This is a genomic window from Tardiphaga sp. OK245 (assembly GCF_900108575.1).
Taxonomy (GTDB): Bacteria; Pseudomonadota; Alphaproteobacteria; order Rhizobiales; family Xanthobacteraceae; genus Tardiphaga; species Tardiphaga robiniae.
Genome location: NZ_FNWZ01000003.1, coordinates 1,051,777 through 1,066,116 on the forward strand (window position 1 = coordinate 1,051,777; position 14,340 = coordinate 1,066,116).

At 62.2% G+C, this 14,340-nt stretch carries 15 protein-coding genes; 3 read left to right on the top strand and 12 right to left on the bottom strand.

Translation table 11 applies throughout. The features are described 5' to 3' along the window. Nucleotides 1-22: 22 nt before the first annotated feature. The 7 genes from BLW80_RS17585 to BLW80_RS17615 all read right to left on the bottom strand — a co-directional run bounded on the left by BLW80_RS17585 (nucleotide 23) and on the right by BLW80_RS17615 (nucleotide 6,917). Nucleotides 23-796: a motility protein A gene (locus tag BLW80_RS17585; protein ID WP_068730581.1), complete on the bottom strand. Its 774-nt coding sequence runs from the start codon at nucleotides 794-796 to the stop codon at nucleotides 23-25. Nucleotides 797-1,009: 213 nt separating this feature from the next. After that, nucleotides 1,010-1,756, bottom strand: coding sequence for a class I SAM-dependent methyltransferase (locus BLW80_RS17590; protein WP_139285849.1), 747 nt, complete (start codon nucleotides 1,754-1,756; stop codon nucleotides 1,010-1,012). A 132-nt stretch (nucleotides 1,757-1,888) separates the two neighbouring features. Then, nucleotides 1,889-2,608 carry an RraA family protein gene (locus BLW80_RS17595; protein ID WP_089267160.1) on the bottom strand — a complete coding sequence of 240 codons (720 nt, stop codon included), beginning with the start codon at nucleotides 2,606-2,608 and terminating at the stop codon, nucleotides 1,889-1,891. A 173-nt stretch (nucleotides 2,609-2,781) separates the two neighbouring features. After that, nucleotides 2,782-3,657: a CDP-diacylglycerol--serine O-phosphatidyltransferase gene (pssA, locus tag BLW80_RS17600; protein WP_093758909.1), complete on the bottom strand. Its 876-nt coding sequence runs from the start codon at nucleotides 3,655-3,657 to the stop codon at nucleotides 2,782-2,784. An 80-nt stretch (nucleotides 3,658-3,737) separates the two neighbouring features. Next, the gene (locus BLW80_RS17605) at nucleotides 3,738-4,436 is read right to left on the bottom strand and encodes a phosphatidylserine decarboxylase (RefSeq protein WP_068730577.1); all 699 of its coding nucleotides are present in this window, start codon (nucleotides 4,434-4,436) and stop codon (nucleotides 3,738-3,740) included. Next, nucleotides 4,437-4,865, bottom strand: a complete 429-nt coding sequence (locus tag BLW80_RS17610; protein ID WP_093758910.1) for an endonuclease domain-containing protein — start codon at nucleotides 4,863-4,865, stop codon at nucleotides 4,437-4,439. Between the two features lie 96 nt (nucleotides 4,866-4,961). After that, complete coding sequence (locus tag BLW80_RS17615; RefSeq protein ID WP_093758911.1) at nucleotides 4,962-6,917, bottom strand: ABCB family ABC transporter ATP-binding protein/permease; 1,956 nt, start codon at nucleotides 6,915-6,917, stop codon at nucleotides 4,962-4,964. A gap of 209 nt (nucleotides 6,918-7,126) precedes the next feature. Here BLW80_RS17615 and BLW80_RS17620 point away from each other — a divergent pair, with 209 nt between their 5' ends. Continuing rightward, complete coding sequence (locus BLW80_RS17620; RefSeq protein WP_089267321.1) at nucleotides 7,127-7,732, top strand: LOG family protein; 606 nt, start codon at nucleotides 7,127-7,129, stop codon at nucleotides 7,730-7,732. 6 nt (nucleotides 7,733-7,738) lie between these two features. On the opposite strand, the gene BLW80_RS17625 is transcribed toward BLW80_RS17620, so the two are convergent. The 3 genes from BLW80_RS17625 to cysS form a co-directional block, all read right to left on the bottom strand. Further along, on the bottom strand, nucleotides 7,739-8,131 hold the full coding sequence (locus tag BLW80_RS17625; RefSeq protein WP_093758912.1) for a VOC family protein: 393 nt from the start codon (nucleotides 8,129-8,131) through the stop codon (nucleotides 7,739-7,741). 31 nt (nucleotides 8,132-8,162) lie between these two features. Beyond that, nucleotides 8,163-8,657 (bottom strand): GNAT family N-acetyltransferase, encoded by a 495-nt coding sequence (locus tag BLW80_RS17630; RefSeq protein WP_093758913.1) that lies wholly within the window; start codon nucleotides 8,655-8,657, stop codon nucleotides 8,163-8,165. A gap of 115 nt (nucleotides 8,658-8,772) precedes the next feature. Then, nucleotides 8,773-10,167, bottom strand: coding sequence for a cysteine--tRNA ligase (gene cysS, locus BLW80_RS17635; protein ID WP_093758914.1), 1,395 nt, complete (start codon nucleotides 10,165-10,167; stop codon nucleotides 8,773-8,775). A 288-nt stretch (nucleotides 10,168-10,455) separates the two neighbouring features. Here cysS and BLW80_RS17640 point away from each other — a divergent pair, with 288 nt between their 5' ends. After that, nucleotides 10,456-10,761: a Rossmann-fold NAD(P)-binding domain-containing protein gene (locus tag BLW80_RS17640; RefSeq protein WP_093758915.1), complete on the top strand. Its 306-nt coding sequence runs from the start codon at nucleotides 10,456-10,458 to the stop codon at nucleotides 10,759-10,761. 230 nt (nucleotides 10,762-10,991) lie between these two features. Further along, on the top strand, nucleotides 10,992-12,176 hold the full coding sequence (locus BLW80_RS17645) for a DUF2865 domain-containing protein (RefSeq protein WP_093758916.1): 1,185 nt from the start codon (nucleotides 10,992-10,994) through the stop codon (nucleotides 12,174-12,176). 12 nt (nucleotides 12,177-12,188) lie between these two features. On the opposite strand, the gene BLW80_RS17650 is transcribed toward BLW80_RS17645, so the two are convergent. Together BLW80_RS17650 and BLW80_RS17655 are read right to left on the bottom strand one after the other, a co-directional pair. Then, nucleotides 12,189-13,943 carry an NAD+ synthase gene (locus BLW80_RS17650; RefSeq protein WP_093758917.1) on the bottom strand — a complete coding sequence of 585 codons (1,755 nt, stop codon included), beginning with the start codon at nucleotides 13,941-13,943 and terminating at the stop codon, nucleotides 12,189-12,191. A 43-nt stretch (nucleotides 13,944-13,986) separates the two neighbouring features. After that, the gene (locus BLW80_RS17655; RefSeq protein ID WP_093758918.1) at nucleotides 13,987-14,340 is read right to left on the bottom strand and encodes a diacylglycerol kinase; all 354 of its coding nucleotides are present in this window, start codon (nucleotides 14,338-14,340) and stop codon (nucleotides 13,987-13,989) included.

Here is a 14,340-nt window from a genome sequence, read left to right on the forward strand (position 1 = left end):
CTCCGAGCCTGCCTCCAGTGTGTTACGCTGGGACCGGCTCACTTTCGTCATGGCGGTGCTTCTCGGGCAGATAGGCCAGCAGCATTTCGCGGACCAGCGCCGGGCTCTTCGAGTCGCGGATCATCAGGATGCCGTCGATGATGAGTGTGCGGTTGGTCTCCTCGTCGAGCACCTTGACGTGCAGTTTGTCGGCGATCGGCAAACAGATCAGGTTGCCGACGATCGCGCCATACAGCGTCGCTAGCAGCGCGACAGCCATGAACGGGCCGAGCTTGGACGGATCGGACATGTTCGAGAACATCTGCACCATGCCCAGCAGCGTGCCGATCATGCCGAAGGCCGGGGCGCAATCGCCGATGGCGCGGTAGATCTTCGAACCTTCGTCGAGATGCATGAGGAAATTGTCGCGGTCGCGCTCGAGATTGTCGCGAATGAATTCGAGGTCGTAGCCGTCGGCAACGAAGCGGATTCCCTTGGCGAGGAATGCGTCATCAGTTTCGACTTTTTCGAGTCCGACCGGTCCCTGCTTCCTCGCGATTTCCGCGATGCGGGCGAGTTCGTCAACGAGATCACGCGCGTTCAGGCGGCTCAGCGTGAATGCAAATTTGGCGCCGAGCGGAATGCCATGAAGGATGGACGAGAGCGGAAAGCGGATCAGAGTCGCAGCAAACGAACCGCCGAAAATGATGATGACGGCGTGGATGTCGTAGAACATCCCGAAGCTGCCGCCCATGAGGACCAGGGTACACAGCACAATGATGCCAGCGACAAAACCGACGAGTGTTGTGATATCCATGTCAACTCCGACGCTATACACGTATCGAACGACGCCCGTCCTGGACGGCGGCACGCCTCGAGATCAGGCCGCGCGAAGGTACCTTAGCGATACTGCGATTAAGGACGCGTTACCGCTTCACGGTTCATTAACGACAGATTAATGACGTGCGAGCACGCGTGGAACGATACGGAAAGTTCGTTCAGCAGACAGATTGAGGATGATTGTGCTGCGTCAAACAGCGCGCTGGACGACCACGAAGGTACGTGACCCCGGCGCGTGGGTCGGGTCATCGAGAAACTCGATCGGCTTGAGGCCGGCGGCCACGCAGAAGTCGGCGATCGTATTCTTCGGCAACGGCTTTGCACCACGCCACGACGTATCCGCCGTCAGCGGATCCTTGCCGAGCAGCGCCTTGATCTTCTGGATGACAGGTGTCGGGACGAACTTGGCGATATGCCAGAGGATCGTCGGATATTCGTGCGCCGTTCGGAAGTGAATGAGTCCAAGCGCGGATGGACGCAGGATGCGGGCAACCTCGACCAGATTGGCCTTCACGACGTCATGCGACGGCATGTGCTGAAAGACCTCATATGACCACACGAAGTCCGCAGTTTCGGACGCCAAGGGAAACACGACGCCATTGCCGGCGACGAAGTCGAGATTGCTGAACGCCGCTGCCGCCGCCTTGGCCTTTTCCACCATGACGTCGGACACATCGATGCCAACAGCCCTGGTGAAACGCCGGCCAAGCGCCTGCGTGAAACGTCCGACACCGCAGCCGATATCGACCGCCGTCTTGCCGACGGGATCAACTGCATATTTTGCGAGAACAGGGTCGATCAGCAGCGTCGCGCGTTCGCGACCGAGTGCGAAGAATTTTTCGGGATCGTGATCCCACAACTCGGTCTCGACGTAAAAGAACGGGTCACGATTTGCGCGCTCATTCCAGGCTTTCTTCATATCCTTGGTCTGAGGCAATACCGTCTCCAATACCCGTCTCCACGGCAGAACGGGCAGTTAGCCCGAAGCCCTCCGGCCGCGCAAGCAACCGGAGCTGGTTCGGGTTGATCGGCATCTAACCTTTATCGTTAGTCTTAATAGACCCGGATTTCAGTGTATTTCCGACGAGCGCGCCATCGCCTCTTTCAGCTTCTCGAGCGTGAATGACGGACTGCGCGCGATATCGAGAATGGGTGTCTCCCGCCGCCCGCACAGCTCTGCCGCTTCCGGCAGTTTCGCGGCGACATCGAGCGGGATCACAACCGCGCCGTGCTGATCGGCATGGATCAGATCGTCCGAACGGACACTCATGCCGGCAACGCGTATTTCATTGCCGAACTCGCTCACATGCACATGCGCATGCGACGGACCGATCGTGCCGGCGAGCGCCTGGAAGTCCGGCGCCCATTGCGGGATATCACGGATCGAGCCATCGGTGACCACACCGAGGCAACCGAGCGCCCTGTGCACGGCGCTGTTCACCTCGCCCCAGAACGCGCCATAGCCCGCGTCGGGCCCGTCGATATCCTGGATCACGCTGATGCGCGGACCGATGCCCGTGCCGACATAGTCGTAGTAAGCGAGCCGCCGCGCCTTCTGCTCCGCGGCAGGCAGGCCGGAGGCTATGGTCGCGCGAATGGTCGCGGTGCGCGCATAGCCGACGATGGGCGGCAGATTGGGAAACGGACAAACCAGCGGACGCGTGGTGTAACCGATCAACCGGCGCTCAGGGGCGACGATCTCCATCGCATTGCAGATGGTCGGCGTGTCGTAGCGGCCCAGTGCTTCCAGAACGGATGCGGGCAGCGGACCGGTCGCGGAATTCGTCACGGCGTTTCTCCTGTGGGTGATTATCGCATCCCGTCTTCGCGGGACGTCGTCATCGCTGAGTGACTTCGGATATAGCCGACTTCACTGCATGCCCAAAACGAAATGCAGCCGCTTTCGTCCTGGCTGCTATCGCAGGGGAAAACGGCTGCAGGAATTGTTCGCGAGATGGACAATCAGTTCAGGCGTGCGGGCCGATCATCCGGTGCGATCTCAGGTGCACCCGGCGTATAGGGCGTCGATGCATGGGGCGCCGCCGGATCGACAGGGACCACCGACTGCGCTGCCAGCGCGCGTTCCTGATCACGATACGATTTCCAGCCCAGCGGAAGGCTCAGCAGATACATGATCGAGAGCGCCGACAGGATGTGCCAAGGGTAGCCGATCAGCAGCGCGATGAAGAGCACGACGCCGACGAACACAGGCAGCACCAGCTCACGCGGCACCCGCATGTTCACGGCCTTGCCGGAGAACACCGGCAGCCGCGACACCATCAGGAAGCCGACAAGCAGCGTGTAGAGGGTCGTCAGGATGGCCGGCGGCATCGGCATGCCCAGGAAGCCCAGATAGATCGGCAGCATCACGGTGAGCGCGCCCAGCGGCGCCGGCATGCCCGTGAAAAAGTTGGCCGCAAAAGCCGGCTTGTCCGGATCGTCCATGGTAGCGTTGAAACGCGCCAGCCGCAGACTGCCGGCGATGGCGAACACCATCGCGGCGATCCAGCCGGCATTGCTGAGATCGTGGAGCTGCCAGAAATACAGGATCAGGCCGGGTGCCACGCCGAAATTGACGAAGTCAGCCAGGCTGTCGAGTTCGGCGCCGAATTTGGACTGGCCCTTGATCATGCGGGCGACACGGCCATCGACACCATCGAGCACGGCGGCAAACACGATGGCTGCAACCGCCAGTTCCATCCGCCCTTCGGTGGACAGACGGATCGCCGTCAGGCCGGCGCAGATCGCCAGCAGCGTGATCATGTTCGGCACCAGCATCCGGATCGGAATGGTCCGGAACCGGCGGCGGCGCGTCTCGGGAGACTGGTCAGGAGGCATTTGCATGGCGTGATCCTAGCAAATCCCACCCTGCTCCGCCATTGTGGCGTCCTGCCGCCCAAACCGGCAGGAAATCGGGGTTAATCGACGCGGTAGGTGCGGCCGCCGTCACCGATCCTGAAATCGGCCAGCACGGTCTCGCCGGCAATCGCGGTCTGCCCCACGGCCACCAGCGCCTTGCTGCCTTCCGGCAGGTAGATATCCAGCCGGGAGCCGAAACGGATCAGGCCAAAGCGCTCGCCGGCGCTCAGGGTCTGGCCCTCGCGCACGAAGGACACGATCCGGCGCGCCACAAGCCCGGCGATCTGCACCACGCCGATCCGGCCGCCGGGGGTCGAAATAACCAGCGAATTGCGCTCGTTGTCCTCGCTGGCCTTATCCAGCTCGGCATTGATGAACTTGCCCGGCCGATAGGCAATGCGCTCGATCCGGCCAGCCACCGGGCTGCGGTTCACGTGGACGTTGAAGACGCTCATGAACACCGAGATGCGCAGCAGCGGCTGGTCGCCGAGGCCGAGTTCGGCCGGCGGCAGCACCGGCTGCACCATCGATACTTTCCCGTCGGCGGGCGACACCACGACACCCTCGCGGGTCGGGGTCACGCGCACCGGATCGCGGAAGAACAGCGCACACCAGACCGTCAGCACCGTTCCGATCCAGCCCAGCGGCGTCCAGATCCAGAACAGCACCAGGCTCGCCAGCGCAAAGGCGCCAATGAACGGATAGCCTTCCTTGTGGATCGGCGGGATCTGGCCACGGATGGAATTTGCGATGGACATTTAAGCTCTATCTTTCTTCCCCTCTCCCCCAAGCAGCGAAGCTGCGCAGGCGGGAGAGGGTGGCGCGACGCGTAGCGGCGTGCCGGGAGAGGGGGCTGGCGCGGAATGGCCAAGATGTTCAACGATCACCTCAAGCACTCCATCCGTGTTGTTGAACACCTCATTATTCCAGAACCGCAGAACGCGAAACCCTTGTTGTTGAAGCCATTGGTCTCGGGTTTGATCCGGTTTGCTGTCAGCATGCTGCCCGCCATCGACCTCAATGACGAGGCGCCGTTGAAGGCAGACGAAATCAACGATGTATCGCCCAATCGGCACCTGACGCTTGAATTTGAAGCTCTGAAATCGGTGCGCGCGCAACCGATACCAATGCTGCCGCTCGGCATCCGTCATGTTGGCGCGCAAAACTTTGGCCTGATCCCTCGCCATGCCCCCCTCTCCCGTCTCGCCCGCTAACGCGGGCGATCCACCCTCTCCCGCCAAGCGCAGCTTCGCCGCGCTCGGGGGCGAGGGAAAGAGAAAGAATCACTCCGCCGCGTCAGGCGTCATCAGGCGATCGTCGTCGACCGGCGGCGGGGTGCGATTGGGGGCGATGGCATCGTCGCCGATCTGGGCCAGCCGCTCACGGGCCTCCTGGGCCTCGCGCTGCCGGTTCCACATGCTGGCATAGAGACCGCCCGCCGCCAGCAACTGGCCATGGGTACCGCGCTCGGCGATACGGCCCTGATCGAGCACAATGATCTCGTCGGCGCCGACGATGGTGGACAGCCGATGCGCAATCACCAGCGAAGTACGGCCCTGCGAGACCTTCTCCAGCGCGTCCTGGATCTCCTGCTCGGTATGGCTATCGAGCGCCGACGTCGCTTCGTCGAGCAACAGGATCGGCGGCGCCTTGAGCACGGTCCGTGCAATGGCCACGCGCTGCTTCTCGCCGCCGGAGAGTTTCAGGCCGCGTTCGCCGACTTCGGTCTCGTAGCCCTTTGGCGACATCCGGATGAACGGGTCGATCTGCGCCATACGGGCGGCTTCCTCGACCTCCGCGTCGGTTGCGTCCCAACGGCCATAGCGAATGTTGTAGCGGATGGTGTCGTTGAACAGCACTGTGTCCTGCGGGACCATGCCGATCGACTGGCGCAACGAGGCCTGCGTGACATTGCGGATATTCTGGCCATCGATGGAGATCGTGCCGCCCGACACATCATACAGTCGGAACAGCAGTCGCGAGATCGTCGACTTGCCGGCGCCCGACGGGCCGACGATGGCGACGGTCTTGCCGGCCGGCACGTCGAAGGAGAGCCCCTTCAGGATCGGCCGCTCCGGGTCATAGGCGAAACGCACGTCGTCGAAGCGCACAGCACCTGACGTCACCAGCAGCGGCTTGGCTCCTGGAATATCCTTCACTTCCGGATTGCGGTTCAGGACACCGAACATCTTCTCGATGTCGATGATCGCCTGCTTGATCTCGCGATACACCATGCCCATGAAATTCAGCGGCTGGTAGAGCTGGATCATCATGGCGTTGATCATGACGAAATCACCCACCGTGTGGGTGCCGTTGCGCACGCCGACCGCGCACATCAGCATCGTCGATGTCAAACCGAGCGTGAAGATGATTGCCTGCCCGGTATTGAGCACAGCCAGCGACGTATAGGTCTTGACGCTGGCGCGCTCGAAACGCTCAACGGTCTTGTCATAGCGCTCGGCCTCGCGCGTTTCAGCGCTGAAATATTTGACCGTCTCGTAGTTCAGCAGCGAGTCGATGGCCTTGGTATTCGCTTCGGTATCGGACTCATTCATGTTGCGGCGGATGGCGATGCGCCACTCGGTCGCCAGATACGTATAGTACATGTAGACGACCACGGTGATCGCCACGACCAGCACATAGCGCCAGTCGAACTGCCACAGCAGCACACCCATCACCAGCAACAGCTCGACGATGGTCGGCACCAGTTGCAGGATCACCATCCGCACGATGACTTCGATGCCTGCGCGGCCGCGTTCGAGCACACGCGTCAGGCCACCGGTCTTGCGCTCCAGATGAAAGCGCAGCGACAGTTCGTGCATATGGACGAAGGTGAGATAGGCCAGCTTGCGCACCGCATGCATCGCCACTTTGGCAAAGATGCCGTCGCGCCACTGCGTGAAGATCGCCATCAGCACGCGGATTGCGCCGTAGCTGACGGTCATGGCGACCGGCGATGCGATCAGCCACAGCGTCCAGTTCGAGGACTGGACCGGAGCCGTATCGGCACCGGTCAGCGCATCGATCGCCCATTTGAAGGTGAACGGCACTGTCAGTGTGGCCGCCTTGGCGACCAGTAGCAGCAGCATCGACCAGACGACGCGCATCTTCAGGTCGTCGCGGTCGCCCGGCCAGATATAGGGCCACAAATGGGCGAGCGTTCCGAACAGCGTGCCGCGTTCGATATGGGCCGGGTTAGGAACTGTCTCGTCGTTCAGCGCGGGATCGGAATCAGACATGCACGGCGCCTGGAACGAACGGAGCTGCGGCCCGGGGCCGGCTCAAAATGGAGGTCGATTTCATTAGAATGCATATAGGCGCTTTGCCGGAACGTCGCACCCTCGCGGAGCATTCTTTTCCCTGCGGAGAGGTGTCCCGGGCAGGAATTTCCCGTATCACGTTCATTCCGTGTCTTGACGCTGTTATCCCGCAGTGCCACATGGAATCTATGAGCACAATTAAAACGATCTGCGTCTATTGCGGCTCCGGCCCCGGTACCAATCCCAGTTTCGTCGAATCAGCGGTCGCGCTCGGCAAGATCATGGCCGAGCAAGGCATCGGCCTAGTCTATGGCGGCGGCTCCATCGGCCTGATGGGCGCGGTCGCCAAGTCCGTGCTGGACAATGGCGGCCGGGTCACCGGCATCATCCCGGAATTCCTAACCAAGCGCGAAAACGCGCTGACCGCCGCCCAGGAACTGATCGTTACCCACGACATGCATGAGCGCAAACGGCTGATGTTCGAGCGATCGGACGCCTTCGTCGCCCTGCCCGGCGGCATCGGCACGTTGGAAGAGCTGGTCGAACAGCTCACCTGGCAGCAGCTCGGCCGCCACAGCAAGCCGATCCTGATGGCCAATATCGATAACTTCTGGGAGCCGCTGCTCGAGCTGCTCAAACACATGCGCTCGACCGCCTTCATCCGGCCGACACTGCCGCTGGACGTGCTGACGGCCGACCGTGCCGAAGACATCCTGCCCCGGCTCCGCACCGCTGCGGCGCTGGCTTCCGACGAAGCCAAGAAGCTGGCTCCGGACGTCGCGACGCGGCTCTGAGACCTGCTACGACTTGGTGGCGTCGTCCTTCGGGAACGTCACCACCTCGATGCGATTACCATCGGCATCGGCGATGAAAGTCGCATAGTAGCGCACGCGATCATGCGGCCGCAGCGAGGGCGCGCTTTCCGAGACGCCGCCAGCGGCCATGGCTGCCGCATAAAACGCATCAACCTCATCCATCGTCCTCGCACGCAGACAAAGATGCACACCGCTATCAAGCGGTAGCGGCGCCATGCCTGCACGCAGATTGAGCCAGACTTCCGGATAGCTCTTGCCGAACCCGACCATTGCCGGACGTGTCACCAGTCGGGTCATGCCAAGCGGCGCGAAGCTGCGCTCGTAGAATGCTACGGCCCGTTCGAGATTGCTGACCGCGATGGAGATGTGATCGATCATCGGTCTTCCTCCCCCGCCTTCGTCATTCGATTTACGACGCCCCGGATTCGCCCAGCGTCTTCTGCATCGTGGTGTTGGCAAGCCACTCGTCATTCAGCGGCACGCTGTTGCGCTGTGTCGGGATATATCCGCGTTTCTTGAAGAAGGGCTCGGCGGTGTCGCTGGCATCGACGGTCAGCAGCTTGGCGCCGCGTGCACCTGCGAGCTTCTCGATCGCATCGATCAGCAGCGATGCCACACCCTGGAGGGCCGCATTCGGATGCACGTAAAGCAGATCGATGTGATTGGCGCCTTTCAGCGACGCAAAGCCGACCGGAACGCCGTCCAGCGTCGCAATCAGTGTGAGTTGCGACGCCAGCCGCTTGCCGAAGGCCACTTCGTCGTCGACCGTTGCAGCCCAGGCTTCCTGCTGCGCTTCGCTGTAGTCGTCGCCCGTCAATTCCTCGATGCTGGCCACGAAGATCGCAGCCGCAATTGCGGTGTCATCCGGCAGGAACGGTCGCAATGCCGGTTTCGCCTCGCCCATCGCGCTCACCAGAAATCCACCAGCTTCAGCGCCAGCGCGATGGCGCCGATGATCAATGCCCACTTGAGGGCGATGTAATATTTCCAGTGCTTTGGAAACGGTGTGTCGGGTCGGCTCATCGCGCGATCTCCCAGGTGGTGCCTTCCTTCGAGTCCTTGATGACGACGCCCATGGCGGCAAGTTCGTCGCGAATACGATCCGACTCCTTGAAGTCCTTGCGGGCCCGCGCGGCTGTGCGATCCGCAATCAAACCATCGACCTTTGCTGCATCGATCCCGCTGGCCTGTTGTTTGCGTCCATTCCATGCAGCAGCCGTTTCCGACAGGAAACCGAGCGCACGCAACGACGCTGCAAACTGGCTGCGATCGCCGTCATTGCCTGCGGCCGCACTGTTGCGAAGACCGTGCAGCGCTGCAACAGCCAGCGACGTGTTCAGATCGTCGAACATCGGCTCCATCACCTTGTCGGAGACGTCGCCACCTGTTGCATCCGCCGCGACCCAATACCAGTCATCGAGCGTCTTGGCGCTTTCTTCCAAACCTTTCACGGTCCAGTCGATCGGCGAACGATAGTGTGTCTTCAACATGTTCAGGCGCAGCACTTCGCCCGGCCAATCTTGCAGCAATTCGCGGATCGTGAAGAAATTGCCGAGGCTCTTCGACATCTTCTCGCCTTCGACCTGCAGGAAGCCGTTATGCATCCAGTAATTCGCCATCGCATGCGTACCGTGCGCGCAGCGCGATTGGGCGATTTCGTTTTCATGATGCGGGAAGATCAGGTCGAGGCCGCCGCCATGAATGTCGAAGATCGTGCCGAGATAGGCCTCCGCCATCGCCGAGCACTCGATGTGCCAGCCCGGACGGCCCCTGCCCCATGGGCTCTCCCAGCCGGGCTCTTCGGCGGATGACTGCTTCCACAACACGAAGTCGGTCGGATGCTTCTTGTGCGCATCGACGGCGACGCGCGCACCGGCCTGTTGGTCTTCAAGTTTGCGGCCGGAGAGTGCGCCATAGTCGGCCATAGACTGGGTGTCGAACAGCACTTCGCCCGCAGCCTCATAGGCGTGGCCGCGCGCGATCAATTCCCTGATCAGCGTCACCATATCGGTCTTGCCGTCGGGTCGCGGCAGCACGAAGTCCGTGGCCCGCGGCTGCACCGTCGGCGACAGGCAGCCTAGCGCTTCGACGTCGGCCTGAAACTGATTGGCCGTGGTCTCGGTGACCCGGCGGATCGCCTCGTTCAGCGGCAAGCCCGGAAAATCGCGCAGCGCGCGGTCGTTGATCTTGTCATCGACGTCGGTGATGTTGCGGACATAGGTTACTTTGTCGACTCCGTAGACGTATCGCAGCAGCCGGTACAGCACGTCGAACACGATGACCGGGCGCGCATTGCCGATATGGGCGAAGTCGTAGACCGTCGGTCCGCAGACATACATCCGGACGTTGTCGGCATCGATCGGCGTGAAGACACGCTTCTCGCGGGTCAGAGTGTCGTACAGACGCAAATCCATGGAAGTCCCATCCCTAGCGGCCGGGGCGTCCAATGATCTCGTGTGAGAAAAGACGGCCTCAGCCAGCGAATCGCTAGCTCTTAATCTCGCGGCAAATGCCACAAATGGCGAGAGAACCGTTCATCGGGGCACCATGGGGCAACCCCAGGTGGCCCGTCAAGGGTGTGGAACTATGCCGCAAAGGGCTGATTTCGGCCTCAATCCATCGCTACGCCGCCCATGGTTAATGATTATTAATCTTTGGGGCGTATCGAATGAGGGCGAATTTCCTCATTCATTCGGTGAGTTATGAAATCCATTTCAGTCGTTCTGACGGCGGCATTTGTTCTGGCGGCCTCCTCGGCCTTTGCCGATTCCCGCGTCTTCATCATCGCCAACCAGTCTGACGGTTACGGTATCGACCAGTGCCTCGCCCGCGGCGAGAAGTGCGGCGCGCATGCCGCCCTGTCCTATTGCAAATCGCGCGCCTTCGACCAGGCAGTCGCCTATCGCCGCATCGATCCCGATGAAGTGACCGGCTCGGTCCCGACGTCAGGCAGCGCCTGCCATCACGGCAAATGCGACGAATTCGTTGCGATTACCTGCCAGCGCTGACATCCCGCGGCTTGCGACTTTCTTGCGTCACGCTTGCGGCCACAGTGAGGCCCCGGAAACGACGTGACCCTGCCGCGAGAAGCAGCTATGGAAAGCCGCGTTCGCCGCCGCATTTTCATCGCGCGCGTCTGGCAACGTCGGCGAGAGGTTGGCGGCGGTATCGACGCGCGATGCCGCACCACCCCGCTTGTTTCTGTCTCGCTCGCTTCTGACTCGCGCATTGGCCGGATATGTCTGACACTGTGACTGCTTCCCTTTCTCGCTGGGCTTTCGTTGGTGCCGCACTGGTTGGTGCGCTGTCGCTGGGCACTCCTGCATCGGCGCAGAACGGACCGCCCCCGGCCTATCCCGCGCAGCAGGTCTATCCGCCGAGCCAGGCGCAGCAGCAGGGCTCTGCCAATCCCATGTGCGGGCGCCTCGAGGCGCAGCTTGCGACCATCGATCGCGGCAACGGCCTCGATCCCGCGCGCGCCGAACAGCTTCGCCGCTATGAGGACGCCGCGTCCAAGCAGCAGAGCGAGCTCGACCGCGTCTCGGCGCAGGCCAAGCGGATGGGCTGCGACAGTTCCGGCTTCTTCTCGCTGTTCAACGGCCAGTCGCAGCAGTGCGGCCCGGTCAATAACCAGATCCAGCAGATGCGCGGCAATCTGGATCAGATCACCAGCAATCTCGAACGCCTGCGCGTCGGCACGCCCGGCAGTTCGGACCGTGATACCCAGCGCCGCTCGGTGCTGCTGGCCCTCGCGCAGAACAATTGCGGCCCTCAATACGCCGCCGCTGCGCAGCGCGCCGCGCCGCAGAACTCAGGCCCCGGCGGTTTCCTGAGCAACCTGTTCGGCAACAACGAGCCAAGCCCCGGCGCGCCGCCGCTGGACGGCAACATGAGCCCCGTTCCGTCTGGCACCTATCGGACCGTCTGCGTGCGCACCTGCGATGGCTTCTATTTCCCGATCTCGTTCGCGACGATCCCGGCGCGTTTCGGCGATGACGAGCGGACCTGCAAGAATCTCTGCCCGGCCTCCGACGCCAACCTGTTCACCTATCGCAACCCCGGTGAGGACATGAACTCGGCTGTCTCGGTGTCGGGTCAGCCCTATTCGTCGTCGCCGAACGCTTTCAAGTATCGCACCGAATTCAACCCGTCGTGCTCCTGCAAGGCGCAGGGCCAGACATGGTCCGAGGCGTTGAAGAATGTCGACGACAAATCGGCAGCGGAGAATGGCGACATCATCGTCACCGAGGAACGTGCCAAGCGGATGTCGCAGCCGCAAAAGGGCACGCCTGCCGCCTTGAAGAAGGGCGCAGCACCGGAGGCGCCTGCAGCAGCAGTTCCCGCGCAACCGGCGACACCGTCCACTCCTGGTCAGATCCGCACGGTCGGCCCGCAATTCCTGCCGAACAACGCGCCGCGCTAAACGGCGCGCGGCCTATCCGTCAAACGCTTCCGCCGAGCCCTTGCTGGCGCGCGTGACAAGATCTTCGTCCGGCTTCGGCAATGGATTGGCCAGATCGCGAAACTTGTTGGTGATCGGATAGCGGCGATCCCTGCCAAAGTTCTTCCGCGTCACTTTCACGCCCGGTGCCGCCTGCCGGCGCTTGTATTCGGCGATGTTGAGCAGCCGATCGACGCGCGTCACAACGTCTTTCTCGTAACCGGCCGCGACGATCTCCGACAGCGGCTCTTCGCGTTCGACGAGGCGTTCGAGAATGCCATCGAGAATATCGTAGGGGGGTAGCGAGTCTTGGTCGGTCTGGTTTTCGCGCAGTTCGGCCGTGGGCGGACGGATAATGATGTTGTTGGGGATCACTTCGCCATCAGGACCGAGCGCGCCTTCGGGCTTCCATGAATTGCGCAAGGTCGAGATACGGAACACCTGGGTCTTGTAGAGATCCTTGATCGGATTGAATCCGCCATTCATGTCGCCATAGAGCGTGGCATAGCCGACCGACATTTCCGACTTGTTACCTGTCGTGACGACCATCGCGCCGGTCTTGTTGGAGACGGCCATCAACAGCGTACCGCGGGTGCGCGCCTGCAGGTTCTCTTCGGTGATGTCGCGCGCGAGACCCTTGAAGGTATCGGCAAGGATCTTCTCGAAGCCGTTGACCGCATCGGCGATGGGCAGGATCTCGTAACGGAAACCCAGCGCCTTCGCGAGCTTGTCGGCATCGTCGAGCGACACCTGCGCGGTGTAGCGGAATGGCAGCATGATGCCGCGCACGCGGTCGGCGCCGAGCGCATCCACGGCGATCGCGGCGCAAAGCGCGGAGTCGATACCGCCGGAGATGCCCATCAGCACGCCGGGGAAGCCGTTCTTGTTGACGTAATCGCGCAAGCCAAGCACACAGGCGGCGTAGTCGCCCTCGTCGCCTTCCGGTACCGGTGCGATCGGTCCGTCGCAGCGCCAGTGGCCGTCGATCTTCTCGAATGTCAGCGTTGTGACGCTCTCGGTGAAGGACGGCAATTGCGCACCCAGCGAGCGGTCGGCATTGAGCACAAAGCTCGCGCCGTCGAACACCAGTTCGTCCTGACCGCCGACCTGGTTGAGATAGACCATCGGCAAATGGCTCTCGGTGACGCGGGCGACCTGCACCGACAAGCGCAGATCCGTCTTGCCGCGGGCATATGGCGAACCGTTCGGCACGATCAGGATTTCGGCGCCGGTCTCGGTCAGCGTCTCGACCACGTCTTCGTAGTCGGCGGACTCTTCCATCCAGGTGTCTTCGCAGATCGGCACGCCGACGCGCAGGCCGCGGATGGTGACGGGTCCCGAGACCGAGCCGCGCGCGAAGACGCGCTTCTCGTCGAACACGCCGTAATTCGGCAGATTGACCTTGAAACGGATCGCGCTGATGCGGCCGTCGTCGAGCAGCGCGCAGGCATTGTAGAGCTTGCCGCCATCGACCCAGGGCGAGCCGATCAACACAGCCGGACCCCCGTCCGCGGTCTCGCGCGCCAGCTCCTCGATGGCTGCGCGGCAGGCCGCCTGAAAGGCCGGCTTCAGCACCAGATCTTCCGGCGGATAGCCGGCGATGAACAATTCAGGAAACACGATCAGCGTCGCGCCGTCGGCTTTGGCCTGCGCCCGCGCAGCGCGCGCCTTGGCGGCATTGCCGGTGATGTCACCGACGATGGGATTGAGCTGGGCGAGTGTGACCGTGAAGCGCGTCAATTCTGTCATGGAAACATCCAAGCCTACCGGCTCATCCTTCGCAACTGCAGGATTAGAAGATGCCTATGCGCTCACCGAGCGCATACAGCCAGGTCATGCCGGCGATCACAAGTGCGACGCCGACGGCCGCCGATCCCATATCCTTCACACGCCCGATCTGCGGATCGTGTTCGGTGGTGAGCCGGTCGGCCAGTTTCTCGATGGCGGTGTTGAGCAGTTCGACGGTGAGCAGCAGCAAAACCACCGCCACCAGCTCGAGCCGACGCGCTGCGGTGGTGCCGATGAGAAATGACAGCGGCAACGCGAGGAGCAGTGCAAACAGCTCCTCGCGAATGGCCTGCTCCGATCGCGTCGCGAAGGTCAGGCCATTCCAGGTATTGATGCAGGCCCGCCAGAGGCGCGACAA